Source organism: Mesorhizobium comanense (assembly GCF_005503535.1).
GTDB classification, from domain to species: domain Bacteria; phylum Pseudomonadota; class Alphaproteobacteria; order Rhizobiales; family Rhizobiaceae; genus Mesorhizobium; species Mesorhizobium comanense.
Genome location: NZ_SCNN01000001.1, coordinates 765,760 through 783,711, shown reverse-complemented (window position 1 = coordinate 783,711; position 17,952 = coordinate 765,760). Strand labels below are relative to the sequence as shown.

Below are 17,952 nucleotides of genomic sequence, written 5' to 3'. Positions count from 1 at the left end.
CGCAGCGCCCGATTTATCGACGCTATTTCCTGGGGGTTCTGGGTTTTTCGGAGTCCGGCGGCGACAGGACCGCATCGAGGGTGACGGCATTGGCGCGGCGGATCTTCTCGATGTCCTCGATGCGCTTGCGCACGCCGGCGCCATGGCCTTCCAATGCGTGGGCAAAGACGGTTTCCATCTGCGCGACAGCGGTCGCCAGCGTGTCGAACGGCGAATTGGCGTCGATCGCCGCGACCATGGTCAGGTCGGCGATTTCCGATATCGGCGACAGCCACACATCTGTGAACAGCAGGATGGAGACGCCGCGCTCATGCGCCTGCTGTGCGAAACGCACGACGTCCGACTGGTAGCGACGATAATCGAAGACGACCAGAAGATCGCGTTTGCCGAGATCGATCAGAAGGTCGAAATCGGCCGGGCTGAGCGAGCCGATGTCGCGCACGCCGGAGCGGAACTGCAGGAGGTAGCCGGCGAGCATGGAGGCGATATGGCGGCTGAACCGGCCGCCCAGCAGCACGACCTGGCCCCTCGTCTCCAGCAGCAGGTTGACGGCGCGGGTATAGGCTTGCAGAGGCACCGCCGTGCGCGTGCGCTCCAGGCTGTCGGAAACCGAATGGAAATAGGCAAGGGCCGTGCTCTCGCTCGAGCCGCCCGGGCGCTTGGCCTCCATCATCAAGAGCGGCGAATGCAGCCTGGATTCGACTTCGGCGAGCAGCCGCGCCTGGAAGTCGGCGAAACCGGTATAGCCAAGCTTGGTCATCAGGCGCGTCACACTGGGATCGCTGACCCCGGCGCGGCGCGCCAGCCTGGTCGCCGTTCCCAATCCCGACATGGGATAGTCGGCGAGCAGGACCTGGACGATCTTCTCTTCCGCCGACGTGAACGCCAAGGTCGTGTTGGCCAGTTCTTCGCGGATCGACATCGTCATCGCCTCTCGCCAGGGGAAGACGATTACCTTACAATTTCACCCACATTTGTCAAATTTGGAAAATATCTTACAGAGCAACCGGGCGGCATCCCGGGAACAGGGCGACAGGCATCGCCCTCGATACGGCACAGCACATTTTCCATGCCCGATCGGACGGTTGCTGCCCGCCCTATTTGAAGCTGGCGATCGGCAGGAATTTCACGGCGGAGCCGGTGAAGCGGCGGTGATCGGCCGACTGTCCTCGCGGCTGGAACCCGGCGAGATAAACCTGCTCGGGCGCCGTGCGGATATAATTGGCGGCAATGATCGGCGCCGCCGTCGATCCAGTTCCGCCGGCGAGGCCACGAGCTGTCTCGCGCGGCCGGCCTGCCGACACCGGCACCACAACGGCAGTGGCTTCGGGATCGAGACGCGGCTGGACACGATCCGCCTTCGCGCTGGTCCTGACATCTTCGGGTCTCGGCGCCGGAACCGCAATACGTTGGCCGGCCAGCGCGTCGACGCCGTTGTCGGCGGGGCGCATGGCCAGCAAGGCGTGAATCGCTTCGCCGGCCTTGGCCTGTTCCGGCTGCGGCGCACTTGCCTGGTTTTGGGGCCGCCATGTCGGCAACGGAACGTTGAGCGCCACCATCTCCGGCGCGACGCTCGGCAGGGCGGCATCGGCCTTGGCCACGGGAATTTCGGTGTTGGCCGCCGGCTGCGTGGCCGCTGGTTCGGCCCGCGCCGGGGATGCGCTGGCCACTGCGAACGGCACGGTTTGCGGTGTCGGAATGCTGGCGGCGGGCTCGGCGCGCGGTGCGAAGGCGGGTAGCGGCACCGCGCCGGGCGCCATCGCCATAACGATCGCCTCCGGCGTGTTCGTATTCGTCGTGGCCGGCGGTTCTTCCGCCTGGCCGGCCGGAGCCATCGGGATTTCAGTGCGCTGGGCCGCTTCCGGCGCCACGATGGCGATCTTCGGTGTCGGACCGGCTTCAACCGGCCGGGCCGGTTTGCGTGGCGCAGGCACCGCTTCAGCGGCGTCGTCGGCTTCGTCCGCGCCGCGACCGCCCAGAATTGTCGCCAGCAAGCCGCGCGCCGGCCTGCGCTGACCGCTGTCGGCGCTTGCCAGTTCGATGTTGGGCGTGCCCGCGGCCTTGCGCGACTTGTAAGCAGCGAGCGCCTGGTCGAAGCCGGGCAGCGGCCTGCCGTCGCTCGGCACATGCAGCGTCTTGCCGTCCGGGAAAACCCTGGCGAGCTCCTGGCGGCTGATGCCCGGCCAGTGCCTGACATTGCCGACGTCCATATGGATGAAGGGCGAGCCCGATGTCGGGTAGTAGCCGACGCCGCCGCCCTGCATCCTGAGGCCGATGTCGCGCAGTTTCTTCAGCGGCACGTCAGGCAGGAAGAAGTCCATGGCGCGGCCGACCATATGCTGGCTTTCGCGGGCGACGCCCTTGGAGCGGCTGCGCAGCATGGCGTTGGTCGCCGGCGACCGGTAGGCGCTGACCACCTGGATATAGCTGCTCGAGCCGCTGGCGCGGTAGGCCTGCCAGACAAGGTCGAGCAGACGAGGGTCCATCCTGGTCGGCTCGTTGCGGCGCCAGTCGCGCAGCATGAAGTTGATCTTCTTCAATCCCGCCTGATCGTAGCGCCCGTTGCGCTTGAAGACGATCTCCGCCTTCTCGCCCGTATGCAGGTGTTGAATCCTGAGCGCACGCGTCTCGGCCAACGCGCTGGTGGCGCACATGCATAGCAACGCTACCGCGACAGCCGGCAACCATGTCCAACGACGGGAAGCGCCTGGCGCGTTCTGTTCGCTTTCAATCAGGTTCATGCGTTGCACATTGTCTTCATTTGGGGCCGTTTCACGTCTTCGCCGGGATGAGGACGCTTCCTTTCGGTGCTGCCGACCCGACAAAAGCAGCCGCCAGGCCAGGCGCACAGATATTCATTCCAGAACACGAAGAACAGCATCTTGGTTAATGAATCGTGTTCCTTGCGGCAAACACGCTTCATGCCAAGCTTGGCGGGTGCCGGAGTAACGAGCATGCTTACGCTACCGGGGAGACTCGCGTTCCGGCGCACAACGGAATGATCCGCCTGGCGACCCGGTCTCAGACCATGCAGCGGAAGCCGCGATTCGCGAGGTATTGCCGGACCGATTCCCTGGCATCGATTTTGCGCGTACAGCGGTACAGATCGCTCCTGATTGTTTCCGATATCCGAATCTACAGCCTTTGGCGGCTGGACAGGGAATTTTGCTTTCAGGAGACTGGTGCTGCGAGAGAGGATTGAACTCTCGACCTCTCCCTTACCAAGGGAGTGCTCTACCACTGAGCTACCGCAGCCGCTGATGGCGGGGCTTCTGCCATATCGAACCGGCAAGCGCAAGGCCAAGAACGACGCTTCTGTGGAAGCCTTTGCCGGATAGCTTTCCAGGACATGGCGGTGCCATAATGTTGGCTATGCCTGAATGGCGGTTTGGCCGGTCGCCGGCAGGGGCACGATGATGAGCGACAAGACGATATCACCTAAAAACGGCGGCACGGACCGCAAAAACAGGCTCGCCGAGCAATTGCGCGCCAATCTGCAGAAGCGCAAGGCGCAGTCACGCTCGCGCCGCACCGGCGAGGCCGACCAGCGGGCGGACGGGCTCGGCGTGGCAGAAAAAATGCAGAAAGATTAACTCAAATCGGCCACTCTTGGCCCGGGACGGGCGAAATCCTATTTCTTGAACCACATCGCCCAATGGTCTAGACGGGCCGACACTCAAACGATTGAACCGGCCTTTTCGGCCGAGAGGGACGTTCTTCCATGGATCGCATCAGAATTGTCGGCGGCAACAAGCTCGCCGGGAGCATTCCGATCTCGGGTGCGAAAAACGCCGCCCTGCCGCTGATGATCGCCTCGCTGCTGACCGATGACACGCTGACCCTGGAAAACGTGCCGCACCTGGCCGATGTCGAGCAGCTGATCCGCATTCTCGGCAATCACGGCGTCGACTATTCGGTCAACGGGCGCCGCGAGAAGCAGAATGAGGGCTATTCGCGCACCATCAATTTTTCCGCCCGCAACATCGTCGACACGACGGCGCCCTACGAGCTTGTGTCGAAGATGCGCGCCTCGTTCTGGGTGATCGGACCACTGCTGGCCCGCATGGGCGAGGCCAAGGTCTCGCTGCCCGGCGGCTGCGCCATCGGCACGCGCCCGGTCGATCTTTTCCTCGAAGGACTGCAGGCGCTCGGCGCCGATCTCGATGTCGACACCGGCTACGTCATCGCCAAGACCAAGAACGGCCGCCTCGTCGGCAACCGCTATGTCTTCCCGAAAGTCTCGGTCGGCGCCACACACGTGCTGATGATGGCGGCTTCGCTGGCCAAGGGCGAAACCGTTCTCGAGAACGCCGCCTGCGAGCCCGAGATCGTCAACCTCGCCGAATGCCTGAACGCCATGGGCGCCAGGATTTCGGGCGCCGGAACGCCCACCATCACCATCGACGGCGTCGAGGCGCTTTCGGGCGCCCGCGTGCGTGTCATTCCCGACCGCATCGAGACCGGCACTTACGCAATGGCGGTGGCGATGACCGGCGGCGACGTCGTGCTGGAAGGCGCGCGTCCCGAACTGCTGCAGACCGCGCTGGACGTGATCGCGCAGACGGGCGCCGAGATCACGCAGACCAATTCCGGTATCCGGGTGAAGCGCAACGGCGCCGGCATTTCGCCTGTCGACGTGACGACGGCCCCCTTCCCGGCGTTCCCGACCGATCTGCAGGCGCAGTTCATGGGCCTGATGACCATGGCCAAGGGCAAGTCGCGCATCACCGAGACGATCTTCGAAAACCGCTTCATGCACGTCCAGGAACTGGCCCGGCTCGGCGCCCACATCACGCTTTCGGGCCAGACGGCGATCGTCGACGGCGTGGCGAAGCTGAAGGGCGCGCCCGTCATGGCCACCGACCTGCGCGCCTCGGTCTCGCTGGTCATCGCCGGCCTCGCGGCCGAAGGCGAGACCACCGTCAACCGCGTCTACCATCTCGACCGCGGCTTCGAGCGGCTGGAGGAAAAGCTGTCCAATTGCGGCGCGGTGATCGAGCGGATTTCGGCTTAGGCGCTTCAGCGGTGACGGCTGATCACCCCCCTTTGCGGGGGGAGATCAGCAGCTTCGCCAACGGTTGCACGGATCGCCAAGACCGCCTAACAGAAGGCTGAAACCAATCTTAGGTACGAATTCCGCATGGCCCTCAAGCTTATCGCGCTCGACGACCAGGATCTGAGCATCGTTTCGGCCCATGTTCAGGATGCCGTCCTGAAAGTCAGCGACCTCGAATACCTGCCCGCGGCCAAGCGTTTCGTGCTGACCATGAACCGTTTCGTCTGGGAGGCCAAATCCGGCCTGTTTCGCCAGCACAATGAGCGGCGGCAGGCCGTGCTGCACTTCGACCGGGTGCTCGGCGCCAAGACCAACGGCATCGCCCGCGACAAGCCGGCCGAAGTGCTCTCCCTGCTGGCCGTCAGCTTCATCGAGATCAGCAAGCCCGCCGGCATCATCGAATTGATCTTTTCGGGGGGCGGCACGATCATGCTCGACGTCGAGTGCGTCGAAGCCCGGCTTGCCGATATTGGCGGCGCGTGGGAAGCCACGTCGCGCCCGGTCCACAGGGCCTGAGCCCCATGGCCATCACATTGCGCCAGTCCGACGCCGATTTCGAGCAGCGTTTCGCAGCCTTCCTCACGACCAAGCGGGAAGTATCCGCCGATGTCGAGGCCGCGGTGCGCGAGATCATCGCGCGGGTGCGCGCCGAGGGCGATGCCGCGCTGATCGACTATTCCAGCCGGTTCGACCGCGCCGACCTGAAAAGCATCGGCATCGCGGTGTCGAAGGAGGAGATCGCCCGCGCCTATGAGGGCGCCGATCCGCAGACGATCAAGGCTCTCGAATTCGCGCGCGACCGCATCCGCGCCTATCATGAGCAGCAGCTTCCCAGGGACAATCGCTATACGGATGCCGCGGGCGTCGAACTTGGCTGGCGCTGGACGGCGATCGAAGCCGTCGGGCTCTATGTGCCGGGCGGCACCGCGAGCTATCCAAGCTCGGTGCTGATGAATGCCATACCGGCCAAGGTTGCCGGTGTCGAACGCATCGCGATTTGCGTGCCCGCCACCGGCGGCGCCATACCGCCGCTGGTGCTGGTGGCCGCCGACATAGCCGGCGTTTCGGAGATTTACCGCGTCGGCGGCGCGCAGGCGATCGCCGCCCTTGCCTATGGCACCGAGACGATAAAGCCGGTCGCCAAGGTCGTGGGACCAGGCAATGCCTATGTCGCGGCGGCGAAGCGCCAGGTGTTCGGCACCGTCGGCATCGACATGATCGCCGGCCCCTCGGAAGTGCTCGTGGTCGCCGACGGCAACAACAATCCGGACTGGATCGCCGCCGACCTGCTTGCCCAGGCCGAGCATGACGTGTCGGCGCAGTCGATCCTGATCACCGACGATCCGGCCTTCGGCAGAGCGGTCGAGCAGGCGGTGGAGCGCCAGTTGGAGAGCTTGCCGCGCGGCGAAACAGCCGCCGCCAGCTGGCGCGATTTCGGCGCGGTGATCGAGGTTCGAGCGATCGAGGCATCGCTGCCGCTGGTCGACCGCATTGCCGCCGAACATGTCGAACTGGCCATCGACGATGCCGAAGGTTTCCTGTCGCGGATGCGCAATGCCGGTGCCGTCTTTCTCGGCCGCCATACGCCCGAAGCCATCGGCGACTATGTCGGCGGTTCCAACCATGTGCTGCCGACAGCCCGCTCGGCGCGCTTCTCGTCCGGCCTGTCGGTGCTCGACTTCGTCAAGCGCACCTCAGTCCTGAAGCTCGGACCGGAGCAGTTGCGATTGCTGGCGCCGCCCGCGATCGCGCTCGCCCAGGCGGAAGGGCTCGACGCACATGGCCGCTCCGTCGCCATACGGCTGAACATGTAGGCTGATATGACGGGCTCCGATCAAACCCGCGCAAAACTGATCGATGTCGAACTCGATGAATCGATCGGCCGTTCGACCCCGGATGTCGAGCATGAGCGCGCGGTGGCGATCTTCGACCTGATCGAGGAGAACAGCTTCCTGCCCGTCAACGACAGCGGCAGCGGCCCCTACCGGCTGAAACTGTCGCTGGCCGAGCAGCGCCTGGTCTTTGCCGTCGCCCGCGAGGACGGCAGCGCCGTCGTCACCCACATCCTGTCGCTGACGCCGCTCAGGCGCATCGTCAAGGATTACTACATGATCTGCGAAAGCTATTACGACGCCATCCGCTCCTCGACGCCAAGCCATATCGAGGCGATCGACATGGGACGGCGCGGCCTGCACAATGAGGGCTCGCAGACACTGATGGACCGGCTATCCGGCAAGATCGACATCGACTTCGATACGGCGCGCCGGCTGTTCACGCTGGTCTGCGTGCTGCACTGGCGGGGCTGATCCTGGTATCCGGCGCCCTGCCCCGCTCGATCCTGTTCCTGTGCGGCATGAATGCCGTGCGCTCGCCGATGGCAGAGCAGCTGACGCGCCGGATGCTGCCCGCAACCATCTTCGTCGCCTCGGCCGGCGTGCGTGCCGGCGAGCGCGATCCGTTCGTCGATGCCGCGCTCGCCGAGGAAGGCCTTTCGCTCGGCGAGCGGCATCCAAGGACGCTGGACGAGCTCGAGGACGACTATTTCGACCTGATCGTGACGCTCGCTCCAGAGGCGCATCATGCCGCGCTCGAGCTCACCCGCTCGCTTGCCGTCGAGGTCGAATACTGGCCGACACCGGATCCAACGGACGCCGGCGGAACGCGCGAACAGATCATGGCGGCATACCGTGACGTGCGCGAGCGGCTGAAGTTGCGCATAAACCGACGTTTTTTGCTTCCAGAAGCGGAAAAAGCAACGGATTAAGCGTGTTCACAAAGGGACGATTATCATATAGGTTCCGCCGAAATTCCGGCTGGAGTCGGATGATTTCAGGCCTGTTCGACCTGAAATCCGAATCCGCCTCCAGGTCAAAGAAGTAGAGCATGATGTCGTCCGAAAGCCGTTTCAAACTTTTCGGCATCACGCTCTAGGCGCCGGAACCGCCATCCAAGCAAAGGTATAGAATGCCGAAGGAAGAAGTCCTCGAGTTTCCGGGTATCGTCACGGAATTGTTGCCCAACGCGATGTTCAGGGTAAAGCTCGAAAACGAACACGAGATCATCGCCCACACGGCCGGCCGCATGCGCAAGAACCGCATCCGCGTGCTGACCGGTGACAAGGTTCTGGTCGAGATGACGCCATACGACCTGACCAAGGGCCGCATCACCTACCGCTTCAAGTAAGATCAGGGCGTGACTGGTTCGCGATGAGCATTCTGCAAAAGCTGGTGCTTGCCTCGGGCTCGCCGCGCCGCATCGAACTCCTGCAGCAGGCCGGTATCGAGCCGGACCGCATCCTGCCAGCCGATATCGACGAAACGCCGCTGCGCGCCGAGCATCCGCGCTCGCTGGCCAAGCGGCTGTCGAAGGAAAAGGCCGAGAAGGCGTTCGCGTCGCTCAAGACCGAGGCCGACTATGCACCGAGCTTCCTGCTGGCCGCCGACACGGTGGTCGCGGTCGGGCGGCGCATACTGCCCAAGGCCGAGACGCTCGACGACGCCGCCAATTGCCTCGGCCTGCTGTCGGGCCGTTCGCACCGGGTCTATTCCGGCATCTGCCTGATCACGCCGGGCGGCAAGCTGCGCCAGCGGCTGGTCGAGACGCGGGTGCGCTTCAAACGTTTGCCGCGCGAGGAGATCGACGCCTATGTCGCGGCCGGCGAGTGGCGCGGCAAGGCCGGCGGCTACGCCGTCCAGGGCCTCGCCGGCTCCTTCGTCGTGAAGCTCGTCGGCTCCTACACCAATGTCGTCGGCCTGCCGCTCTACGAGACGGTGGCTCTGCTTTCCGGTGAAGGCTTCAAGATCCACCAGAACTGGCTGTCCCCGCGGCCATGAGCCTGGACGACAAGGTGACGCCGCTGCGACCCAAGCGCCCCTGCCCTGAATGCGGCAAGCCGTCGGCGCGCGAGACCTATCCGTTCTGCTCGAAGCGCTGCAAGGACATCGACCTCAACCGTTGGCTGAGCGGCGCCTATGTGATCGCGGCCCGCGACGACGAGGACGAGCCCGACGCCGACGAGCCGCAATAGACACCGGGCTCACGCTCAGGCAGCTTCAGTCTCGCGCCGCCCGCGCGCCCAGGCCGGCAGCCAGTCGCCATGAGCGGCCAGAAGGTCGTCGACGAGCGACCAGATCTGGTCGAGATCGAGCTCGGCGGCTGTATGCGGATCCATCATCGCCGCATGATAGATGTGCTCGCGGTTCTCGCTCATCAGCGCGCGCACGGTCAGTTCCTGCACATTGATGTTGGTGCGCATCAGGGCTGTCAGTTGCGGCGGCAGGTCACCGATGTAAGTCGGCTGGATGCCGGAAGCGTCGACCAGGCATGGCACTTCAGCCGCGCACTCCCTGGGCAGCGAGGTGATGCAGCCATTGTTGCGAACATTGCCGTAGATCACCGAGGGTTCGCCGGTCCACACCGAGTTCATGATCGAAGAAGCATATTCGCTGGACTGTTCGACTTCGATGCGATTCGCCGACCGGTAGGCTTGCGCCTGCCCCTTCCAGTGCTCGATCTGCTCGATGCAGCGCTTGGGGTATTCATCGAGCGGGATGCCGTATTTCTCGATCAGGTCCGGGCGGCCGCCCTTGATGAAATAAGGGGTGTATTCGGCGAAATGCTCCGAGCTTTCGGTGACGAAATAGCCGAGCCGGGTCAGCATTTCGTAGCGAACCTTGTTGGGGCAGCGCGGATTCCAGCCCGGCTTGGGCGCACGGCCCTCGCGATAGGCGCGCACGAGATCGGGATAGAGGTCGCGGTAGGAACCGTCCGGCTGGCGGTGCTCGAAGCTGAGATAGAAGGCCATGTGGTTGATGCCGGCCGAGCGGTAGCGGATCTCGTCATAGGGAAGGTCGAGATCGTGCGCGAGTTCCATGGCCGTGCCTTGGACCGAATGACAGAGGCCGACCTGCCTGATGTCGGGAAACTTCTCCGATATCGCCCAGGTGTTGATCGCCATCGGGTTGACATATTGCAGCATGATCGCCCGCGGACAGACGGCGAGCATGTCCTCGCAGATCTTCCACAGATGCGGAACGGTCCTCAAGCCACGCATGATGCCGCCGACGCCGAGCGTGTCGGCGATCGTCTGGCGCAGGCCGTATTTCTTCGGCACCTCGAAATCGGTGACGGTGCAGGGCTCGTAGCCGCCGATCTGGAAGGCGACGACGACGAAGTCGGCACCTTCCAAGGCCTTGCGCTGATCCGAGAAGGTCTCGGCCTTGGCCTTGACGCCCAGCGTGGCGATCAGCTTGCTGACGACGACCGCGCTCTCTTCCAGCCGCTGCGGGTTGATGTCCATCAGCGCGATGGTCGCGCCGGACAGCGCCGGCCGTTGCAGCACGTCGCCGACGATGTTCTTCATGAACACCGTCGAGCCGGCGCCGATGAACGTGATCCTGGGATGTCTTGCCACGCCAATCTCCGGCATATGTTCAGGGCTTGATGCGGCTTCGACTATGCCGCGCGCAGGCTGCCGCCGTCCAGCCACGCCAGCTCGGCCGGCGACAGCGATATCTTCAAGGCCAGCAGGCTGTCGTCGAGTTCGCCAAGCGTGCGCGGACCGATCAGGGGAACCGACGGGAAGGGCTGGTTGAGCACGTAGGCCAGAGCGATATGGATCGGGCTCTTGCCCAGACGGGCAGCGAGCTCGATGGCGCGGTCGCGGCGGCCGAAATTGCGCTCGGAGTACCAGACCCGCACCAATTCCTCATTGTCGCGCCTGTCGCGCCCGGCACGATCGGTGAAGAAGCCACGCCCCTGGCTCGACCAGGCGAAATTCGGCATCTGCCTGGAGGTCAGCCAGGCCTTCCACTCGTCACTGGAGGCGGCCACGCAGCCGGCCCAGATCGGCTCCAACATCTCGGCCAGCGAGAAGTTGTTGGAGAGCGCGCCCGGCTTCTGCGCGCCGGTGCGCTCGGCATAGGCAATCGCCTCGTCCATGCGCCGCATCGTCCAGTTCGAACCGCCGAACGGCCCACGGATGCGGCCCGCCTTGGCCTCGCGATCCATGGCGTCGACGAACTCGCCGACCGGCACGTCCGGATTGTCGCGATGCATGAAGTAGACATCGACATGATCGGTCTGCAGGCGATCGAGCGACTGCGCAAGCTGCTTGCCGATCACGTCGGGATAGCAGAGCGGCGAATGCGCGCCCTTGGCGATGATCACCGATTGCTCGCGCACGCCACGGTTCCTCAGCCACTGGCCAAGCAGCGTCTCGGTATAGCCGCCGCCATAGACATAACCGGTGTCGAAGAGATTGCCGCCCGCCTCGAAGAAGGCGTCGAGCAGGATCGAACCCGAGGAGAAGGTACGGAAATCCTCGAAGCCCAGAGCCACCACGGACGCCGGTTTCGCCAGGCCTGGAATGGCCCGCTTTCCGATCGCCGTGCCGCCCGCGCGCAGCGGCCGGCCGGAGATAGTGCTGGTTCGCAGCGAGGCCTTCTCGATCCCGTATTCCAGTCCTGCCGCGGCACGCCATCTGTCGAGGACACGCAAGGTGCCGAGACTGTCGGCCCAGGACATGCCCGGCCAGGCGAATTCCTGGCGGCCGCCAAAGATGGCCTCGCCGGCGGCATCGACCTCGAAGGAATAGACATGGCGCGTCTCGTTGACGCTTATGGTTTCGCGCGCGCCGTCCGCTGCGATCACATCGATGCGGCCGAGGCCGACGTCGCGGTCGCCGCCGGCAAACCAGAAATCGGGAACTTCGATGCGGCCCCTGGTGCCGAAGATGCGCAGCACATTGTCCTGGTTGAGCGAGATGCTGCAGGACACCTCGCCAACGATGCCGCCGGGAAAATGCAGCAGCGCCGAGGCCCATTCGTCGACGCCGGACTGGCCAAGATGGGCGGTGCCCACCACCTTGTCGGGCTCGGCAAAGGGGAGGCCCGCGGCCACCCCAGCGATCAGCCGCACCATGGAGACGGTATAGCCGCCGACATCCAGAATGCCGCCACCGGCGGAATCGTTGGCATAGAGCCTATGTTCCGGCATAAAGTCCGGCATGGCGAAGCCGAAGCTCGATTTGATCATCCTGATCTCGCCGATGATGCCGGACCTGATCAGTTCGACCAGCCGCAGCGTCTGCGGGTGTAGCCGGTACATGAAGGCTTCGCCGAGAAACGTACCGGCCTTGCGGGCGGCGTGCATCATGGCGTCGGCCTCGAACGCGGTCAGCGCAAGCGGCTTCTCGCACAGCACATGCTTGCCGGCTTCGGCGGCCCTGATCGCCCACTGAGCATGGCCGGGATGCGGCACCGCGATGTAGACCGCGTCGACGTCCGGATCCGCAAGCAGGGCTTCGTAGCCATCGACGATGCGGGCGCCGGGAAAGCTTTCCGCCAGGCCCGGCTTGCCGGGATTGCGCGCGCCGATGGCGGTCAGCTTTCCAGTGCGCGAGCCGGCGACGCCGCCGGCAAAGGCCTTGGCAATGCCGCCAGGCCCGAGAATGCCCCAGCGGATGGGCGCGGTTGCAGTCATGGTCATTCTCCTTGAAAGCTGGAAGGGGCGGGCGGTCAGCGCAGCCGCAAGCCTTTTTCGTCGAACAGATAGGATTTGCGGATCGACACGGTGATCCCGGGCGTGTCGGGGACCCTTGTCGCGTCGCGCTGGATGACCACGTCCTCGCCATTGGCCGTCCTGGCGTAGAGAAAGCTGGTGCCGCCGAGATGCTCGACGACGTCGATGGCGACAGGGAGATCGGCGTCACCCTCCCCGGCCAGTCCGAAGTGTTCGGGCCGCACGCCGACGATGACCTTGCTTCCGGTCTCGGGCGCGGCATCGGCCAGCGGCTGCACGATGCGGGTCTTTTCCTCGCCGGCCAGTTCGACCACGACGCCACGCGCCTCATGCCCGACGACGCGCGCCTTGATGAAGTTCATCTTCGGCGAGCCGACGAAACCGGCTACGAACTGATTGTCGGGATTGTCGTAGAGATCGAGCGGCTTGCCGATCTGCTCGACATGGCCGCCGCGCAGCACCACGATACGGTCGGCCAGTGTCATCGCCTCGGTCTGGTCGTGCGTGACGTAGATCATGGTGGTGCCGAGTTCCTTGTGCAGCCGGGAGATCTCGACCCGCATCTGGACGCGCAGCTCGGCGTCGAGATTGGAAAGCGGCTCGTCGAACAGGAACACCTGCGGCTCGCGCACGATGGCGCGGCCGATGGCGACGCGCTGGCGCTGGCCGCCGGAAAGTTTCTTCGGACGCCGGTCCATCAATTCCGAGATGCGAAGAATCTCGGCGGCCCGCTTCACCCGCCTTTCGGTATCGGCCTTGGGGTTGCCGGTCATGCGCAGCCCGAAGGAGAGGTTCTGCTCGACGCTCATATGCGGATAGAGCGCGTAGGACTGGAACACCATGGCGATGCCGCGGTCCGCCGGCTCGACATCGTTGACCACCTTGCCACCGATGGCGATCTCGCCGCCGCTGATGTCCTCGAGCCCGGCGATCATCCTGAGCAAAGTGGATTTGCCGCAGCCCGACGGGCCGACAAAGACGATGAACTCGCCGTCCCTGATGTCGATATTGGCGCCGTGGACGACCTCGAACGAGCCGAAGCGCTTGACGACATTTTTGAGCGTGACGGTTGCCATGCCGACCTCTACTTGACCGCACCGGCGGCGATGCCGGCGATGAAATGGCGCTGCAGCAGCACGAAGACGATGAGCATCGGCACTGTCAGCATGACAGCGCCGGCCATGATGCCGCCCCACGACACCTTGGTGAGGCCGATCAGGGTGCCCAGCGCCACGGGCGCGGTCATCGAACCGGGCTGGCTGTTGATCAAAAGCGGCCACAGATAATTGTTCCAAGATGCCAGGAACAGGATGATGCAGAGCGCGGCCAACATCGGCCGCGCCAGGGGCAATGCCACGAAGACGAAGATGCGCCATTCCTTGACGCCTTCGACGCGGGCGGCATCGAACAGGTCGTCGGGCATCATCGAAAAGCTCTGGCGCATGAACAGCACGCCGAGCGAATTGAACAGCGGCGGCACGATCAGCGCCACCCAGGTGTTGGCAAGCTGGAAGTCGCGCGCCACCATGATGAATTGCGGGATCAGCACCACCGCGTAGGGCAGCGTGATGGTGCCCAGGATGATCGCGACGACCGCGCTCTTGCCGAAGAACTGGTAGCGCGCCAGCGCCCAGCCGGCCATCGAGGTGAGCAGCACCGACAGGACGGTGTAGGTCACCGCCACGCAGACAGAGATGAAGATGGCGCCGACGAAGTCGGTGTCGCGCTGCAGATTGTTGAAATTGTCGACGAAATTGCCGTGTGGCAGAAGCTCGATGCCGGGGCTGAAGATGCCGTTGTCGGGCATGGTGGAGAACACCACCATCATCCACAGCGGGAACAGCCAGATCAGCGCCAGCGGCGTGAGGAAGAGGTGCAGCGCGATGCTGCGTTTCAGCCTTGCGGAAGAAAGCGAACTCATTTGGGTTCCCTCGTCAGCCACAGCTGCACCAGCGTGATGGCGATCGCCAGTGCCGCCATCGTGTAGGCGACGGCGGAGGCATAGCCGAAGTTGAGCGAGCGGAAGCCTTGGCGGTAAAGCAAAAGACCAAGCGTCTCCGTGCCGCCGCCCGGTCCGCCGCGCTCGGTGATCAGGAACGGTTCGGTGAACAATTGCATGGTGCCGATGATGGACAGCACGGCACAGAAGACGATGACCGGTTTCAGCAGCGGCAGGGTGATGTAGAAGAACTGCTTGAGCTTGCTGACGCGGTCGAGCGTCGCCGCCTCATAGACATCCTCGGGAATGGATTGCATGCCGGCAAGCAGGATGATGGCGTTGTAGCCCGCCCACCGCCAGGTCACCGCGATCATGATCAGCGCCATGGCCGGCGTGACGTTGGAGAACCAGTCGATCTTGGGCAGGCCAATGCTGTTCAGGAGCTTGTTGACGATGCCGAAATCGAGGCTGAACATCAGCCGGAAGACGGCCGAGTAAGCGACCTCGCCGACCACGACCGGGGCGAAGAAGGCGAAGCGGTAGAGGCCGCGCGCCTTGAGCAGCGGCGAATTCAAAAGCACCGCCATTACCATGGCCAGCGCGATCATCACCGGGACCTGGATGACGAGGATCAGCAGCGTGTTCTTCAACGCGTTGAAGAAGGCCGGGTCGCCGATCAGCCGGCCCCAGTTGAAACCGGGGGCGAAGCGCCACGGCACGGTGCGCGTCGCCTGAAAGGAGATCATGAAAGAACTGATGATCGGCCACACCCAGAAGATGGCGAAGATCAACAGATAGGGCGTGAGGAAGCGATAGGCCGTGGCGTTGCGGTAGCGCATGGGTGCCTCCTTTCGTTTTTGCTCTACGCCGCAGGGGCGGTTGATTATCAATGCGGCTGACGGTTGGCGGCAATCATTTGTCGAGGCCAGCGCCGCCCCTCACCTGCCTGCCGGCATCCTCTCCCCGTATAGGGACGGGGAGAGGGGCGCCATCATCGACGATTTCGCCAATCAGCTGCGTCGCAGAATAGGCGCCTAGGTTGCGGCCAGCTCCTTCTCCCCGTCGCTATACGGGGAGAAGGTCCCGGCAGGGGGATGAGGGGCAGCGCAGACGGTCCGGTAAGATGCCCCATTATCCACCTCGCCAACATCCCATCACTTGACCGGCAACCCGGTCGCCGCGGCGATCTGCTTGGCCGCGTCGTCGAGCGCGGCCTTGGCGTCGGGATAGCCGCCGCCCAGATATTTGGTCTGCACCGCGCGAACGATGATTTCGGCATCGCTCTGGAACTGCGTGCCGCGGCTGGGGACGACCTTGGGCAAGGTGCCGAGAATATCCTTCCACACCGCCTGGCCGCCCCAATAGGGCAGTCCTTCGCCGACATAGGGGTCGCTGAGCGCCGAGACCAGCGACGGCACCAAGCCGAAATCCTTCAGCATGGTGATCTGGCCTTCATTGGTGCCGAGTGTGTATTTCATATATTCGTAGGCCGCTTCCTTGTTCTTCGAAGCCGAGGTGATGGCCAGCGACGAGCCGCCGAGATTGGCCGCGCGCGGTCCGTCTGATGTGAGGCTCGGCATGAGGTAGACGCCCCATTTGCCGTTCTCGCCGGCCGATTCGGTACGAATGGTGCCTTCATACCAGCCGCCATAGATCTGGGTGGCGACGACACCGGCGGTGTTGTTGGTGATCTTGGTCGACCAGTCGGCCGACGAGATGATGCCGGCGTCCTTCATCTCCTTGATCTTGGTCATGGCGTCGACGCATTTGGGCTGGCTGACCGTGATCGACTGGCCATCCTCGGCGAAATAGGCGCAACCCTGCTCGTTGGAGATCATTCGGAAGAATTCGGTGTCGCCGTTGAAGTCGGCGTTGGTCATCGAGACGCCGGGATTGGCGGTCTGGATCTTCTTGCCGGCGGCAATGAAGTCGTCCCAGGTCTTGATCGACGCCGGATCGACCCCGGCCTTCTCGTAGAAGTCGCGGCGATAGAAGGCGGCGACCGGACCGGAATCCCACGGCATGGCATAGGCCTTGTCGCCGACTTCCAGTTCGGTGCGCTTGAAATCGGGGAATTTCTTCTGGTCCTCGGCCGTGTAGCCCAGCGTGTGCAGGTCGACGAAGCAGTCGGGGAACTGGCTCCAGTAGTTCTCGGCCTCGCCATTCTCGATGGTGACGATGTCGGGCAGGCCGACGCCGCCGGCGGCGCAGCCGGCGATCGACTTGTCGTAGGTCGGCTGGTTGCCGAGGTCCTGGACCGTGACCTTGATGTCGGGATGCAGCTTGTTGAAGCCGGCAACCGTGGCCTTCAACGAGGAAGCCGCGATGTTCCAGCTCCAGATGGTGATTTCGCCAGATTGCGCGAAGGCCGGGGCTGAGCCCAGGGCAAGCGCGAGCGCGGCGCAGGACAGTGTGATGCGCATTGAAATCCTCCCATTTCATTTGCTCTCTCTGCGAGCCCGGCTAGACTATGCGGCGCGGAAGGCTTGTCCCCGACAAAGGGAATAAGAAATTGGCGGAAAGTAAGATGCCTGATCGGCCGTTTTACCAGCCTGGCGCCAGCAGCGTGGAAGGCCTGCCGCTGCTGTTGCAGATGTTTCACACCAATCCGCTGGTGATGCTCAAGCCGCACTGGCATGCCCAGGTCGAGGTGAATTTCATCGTCCGTGGGTCGGTGCATTACCGTATGAACGAGCACGAGATTTCGTTGTCGGCCGGCCAGATGTGTTTCTTCTGGGGCGGCCTGCCGCACCAGATGGACGATCTCTCCGACGATGCCATCTATGCCGGCGCGCATCTGCCGCTGGTGCATTTCTTCCGGCTGCACCTGCCGGCGGACGTGCGGCACCGGCTGATGACGGGCGCGACGCTGGTGACAAGCGCCACCGACCAATCCGACAACGACAATTTCGCCCGATGGAACCGTTACGCCCGTTCAGGCGACCCGGCCAAGGCCGAGCACGCCGTCAACGAGCTTCTGCTGCGGCTGGAACGGGTGCGGTTCGAACCCTACCAGATGGTGCCTGGAAACGCCGCCGAACAGGAGCCCGGCAGTCCCTTCGATCAGCAATCATCGCGCAATGTCGGGCGCATGTGTGATTTCATCGCCGAGAATTTTCTCTACGACATCGACAGCGTGACGATCGCGGCGGCCGCCGACATCCATCCCAAATACGCCATGAGCCTGTTCAAGAAATCGACCGGCATGACACTCAACGAATATGTCAACCTTCTGCGGTTGAGCTACGCGCAGGCCATGCTGATGCACCAGGACGCCAATGTGCTGCGCGTCGCCATGGAATCCGGGTTCGGCTCGCTCAGCGCCTTCAACAAATCGTTCCGCAAGCTGGCCGGCATGACGCCATCGGATTTTCGCAAGGGTCTGCCCGGCGCCAGATAGGCCGATGGCCTGCCGCCAAAGCGTTGCCGCGGCGGC

The 17,952-nt window shown here is 63.9% G+C and carries 18 protein-coding genes and 1 tRNA gene; 10 read left to right on the top strand and 9 right to left on the bottom strand.

What is annotated here, in order from left to right:
- Nucleotides 1-22 precede the first annotated feature (22 nt).
- The 3 genes from FFS37_RS03675 to FFS37_RS03665 all read right to left on the bottom strand — a co-directional run bounded on the left by FFS37_RS03675 (nt 23) and on the right by FFS37_RS03665 (nt 3,255).
- The gene (locus FFS37_RS03675; protein ID WP_137929558.1) at nt 23-922 is read right to left on the bottom strand and encodes a MurR/RpiR family transcriptional regulator; all 900 of its coding nucleotides are present in this window, start codon (nt 920-922) and stop codon (nt 23-25) included.
- A 175-nt stretch (nt 923-1,097) separates the two neighbouring features.
- On the bottom strand, nt 1,098-2,741 hold the full coding sequence (locus FFS37_RS03670) for a DUF882 domain-containing protein (RefSeq protein WP_137929557.1): 1,644 nt from the start codon (nt 2,739-2,741) through the stop codon (nt 1,098-1,100).
- Nucleotides 2,742-3,180: 439 nt separating this feature from the next.
- Nucleotides 3,181-3,255 (bottom strand) — tRNA-Thr (locus FFS37_RS03665).
- Between the two features lie 161 nt (nt 3,256-3,416).
- Here FFS37_RS03665 and FFS37_RS03660 point away from each other — a divergent pair.
- From FFS37_RS03660 to yacG, 9 genes are all read left to right on the top strand, one after another.
- On the top strand, nt 3,417-3,593 hold the full coding sequence (locus FFS37_RS03660) for a hypothetical protein (RefSeq protein WP_137929556.1): 177 nt from the start codon (nt 3,417-3,419) through the stop codon (nt 3,591-3,593).
- Nucleotides 3,594-3,721: 128 nt separating this feature from the next.
- Nucleotides 3,722-5,014 carry a UDP-N-acetylglucosamine 1-carboxyvinyltransferase gene (murA, locus tag FFS37_RS03655; protein WP_137929555.1) on the top strand — a complete coding sequence of 431 codons (1,293 nt, stop codon included), beginning with the start codon at nt 3,722-3,724 and terminating at the stop codon, nt 5,012-5,014.
- A gap of 126 nt (nt 5,015-5,140) precedes the next feature.
- On the top strand, nt 5,141-5,572 hold the full coding sequence (locus FFS37_RS03650) for a DUF2948 family protein (RefSeq protein ID WP_137929554.1): 432 nt from the start codon (nt 5,141-5,143) through the stop codon (nt 5,570-5,572).
- A 5-nt stretch (nt 5,573-5,577) separates the two neighbouring features.
- Complete coding sequence (hisD, locus tag FFS37_RS03645; RefSeq protein ID WP_137929553.1) at nt 5,578-6,870, top strand: histidinol dehydrogenase; 1,293 nt, start codon at nt 5,578-5,580, stop codon at nt 6,868-6,870.
- A gap of 6 nt (nt 6,871-6,876) precedes the next feature.
- On the top strand, nt 6,877-7,362 hold the full coding sequence (locus FFS37_RS03640) for a UPF0262 family protein (protein ID WP_137929552.1): 486 nt from the start codon (nt 6,877-6,879) through the stop codon (nt 7,360-7,362).
- A complete protein-coding gene (locus tag FFS37_RS03635) occupies nt 7,350-7,820 on the top strand; it encodes an arsenate-mycothiol transferase ArsC (RefSeq protein WP_137929551.1) in 471 nt (156 codons plus the stop codon). The genes FFS37_RS03640 and FFS37_RS03635 overlap by 13 nt, the downstream gene beginning before the upstream one ends.
- A gap of 200 nt (nt 7,821-8,020) precedes the next feature.
- Nucleotides 8,021-8,239 (top strand): translation initiation factor IF-1, encoded by a 219-nt coding sequence (gene infA, locus FFS37_RS03625; protein ID WP_006329283.1) that lies wholly within the window; start codon nt 8,021-8,023, stop codon nt 8,237-8,239.
- A 23-nt stretch (nt 8,240-8,262) separates the two neighbouring features.
- Nucleotides 8,263-8,889, top strand: coding sequence for a Maf-like protein (locus FFS37_RS03620; protein ID WP_137929549.1), 627 nt, complete (start codon nt 8,263-8,265; stop codon nt 8,887-8,889).
- Entirely contained in the window at nt 8,886-9,083 is a 198-nt protein-coding gene (gene yacG / locus FFS37_RS03615) for a DNA gyrase inhibitor YacG (RefSeq protein WP_137929548.1), read from the top strand. Before FFS37_RS03620 ends, yacG begins: the two co-directional genes overlap by 4 nt.
- 15 nt (nt 9,084-9,098) lie before the next feature.
- On the opposite strand, the gene melA is transcribed toward yacG, so the two are convergent.
- The 6 genes from melA to FFS37_RS03580 all read right to left on the bottom strand — a co-directional run bounded on the left by melA (nt 9,099) and on the right by FFS37_RS03580 (nt 16,939).
- Nucleotides 9,099-10,469 (bottom strand): alpha-glucosidase/alpha-galactosidase, encoded by a 1,371-nt coding sequence (gene melA / locus FFS37_RS03610; protein WP_137929547.1) that lies wholly within the window; start codon nt 10,467-10,469, stop codon nt 9,099-9,101.
- A 41-nt stretch (nt 10,470-10,510) separates the two neighbouring features.
- A complete protein-coding gene (locus FFS37_RS03605) occupies nt 10,511-12,538 on the bottom strand; it encodes an aldo/keto reductase (protein ID WP_137929546.1) in 2,028 nt (675 codons plus the stop codon).
- A 35-nt stretch (nt 12,539-12,573) separates the two neighbouring features.
- Entirely contained in the window at nt 12,574-13,653 is a 1,080-nt protein-coding gene (locus FFS37_RS03600) for an ABC transporter ATP-binding protein (protein ID WP_137929545.1), read from the bottom strand.
- A gap of 8 nt (nt 13,654-13,661) precedes the next feature.
- Complete coding sequence (locus tag FFS37_RS03595; RefSeq protein WP_137929544.1) at nt 13,662-14,498, bottom strand: carbohydrate ABC transporter permease; 837 nt, start codon at nt 14,496-14,498, stop codon at nt 13,662-13,664.
- The gene (locus tag FFS37_RS03590) at nt 14,495-15,355 is read right to left on the bottom strand and encodes a carbohydrate ABC transporter permease (RefSeq protein WP_137929543.1); all 861 of its coding nucleotides are present in this window, start codon (nt 15,353-15,355) and stop codon (nt 14,495-14,497) included. Before FFS37_RS03590 ends, FFS37_RS03595 begins: the two co-directional genes overlap by 4 nt.
- 315 nt (nt 15,356-15,670) lie before the next feature.
- On the bottom strand, nt 15,671-16,939 hold the full coding sequence (locus tag FFS37_RS03580; RefSeq protein ID WP_137929542.1) for an ABC transporter substrate-binding protein: 1,269 nt from the start codon (nt 16,937-16,939) through the stop codon (nt 15,671-15,673).
- Nucleotides 16,940-17,043: 104 nt separating this feature from the next.
- Between FFS37_RS03580 and FFS37_RS03575 the strand changes: the two genes are divergently transcribed.
- Nucleotides 17,044-17,916 carry a helix-turn-helix domain-containing protein gene (locus FFS37_RS03575; RefSeq protein ID WP_137929541.1) on the top strand — a complete coding sequence of 291 codons (873 nt, stop codon included), beginning with the start codon at nt 17,044-17,046 and terminating at the stop codon, nt 17,914-17,916.
- Nucleotides 17,917-17,952: the final 36 nt, after the last annotated feature.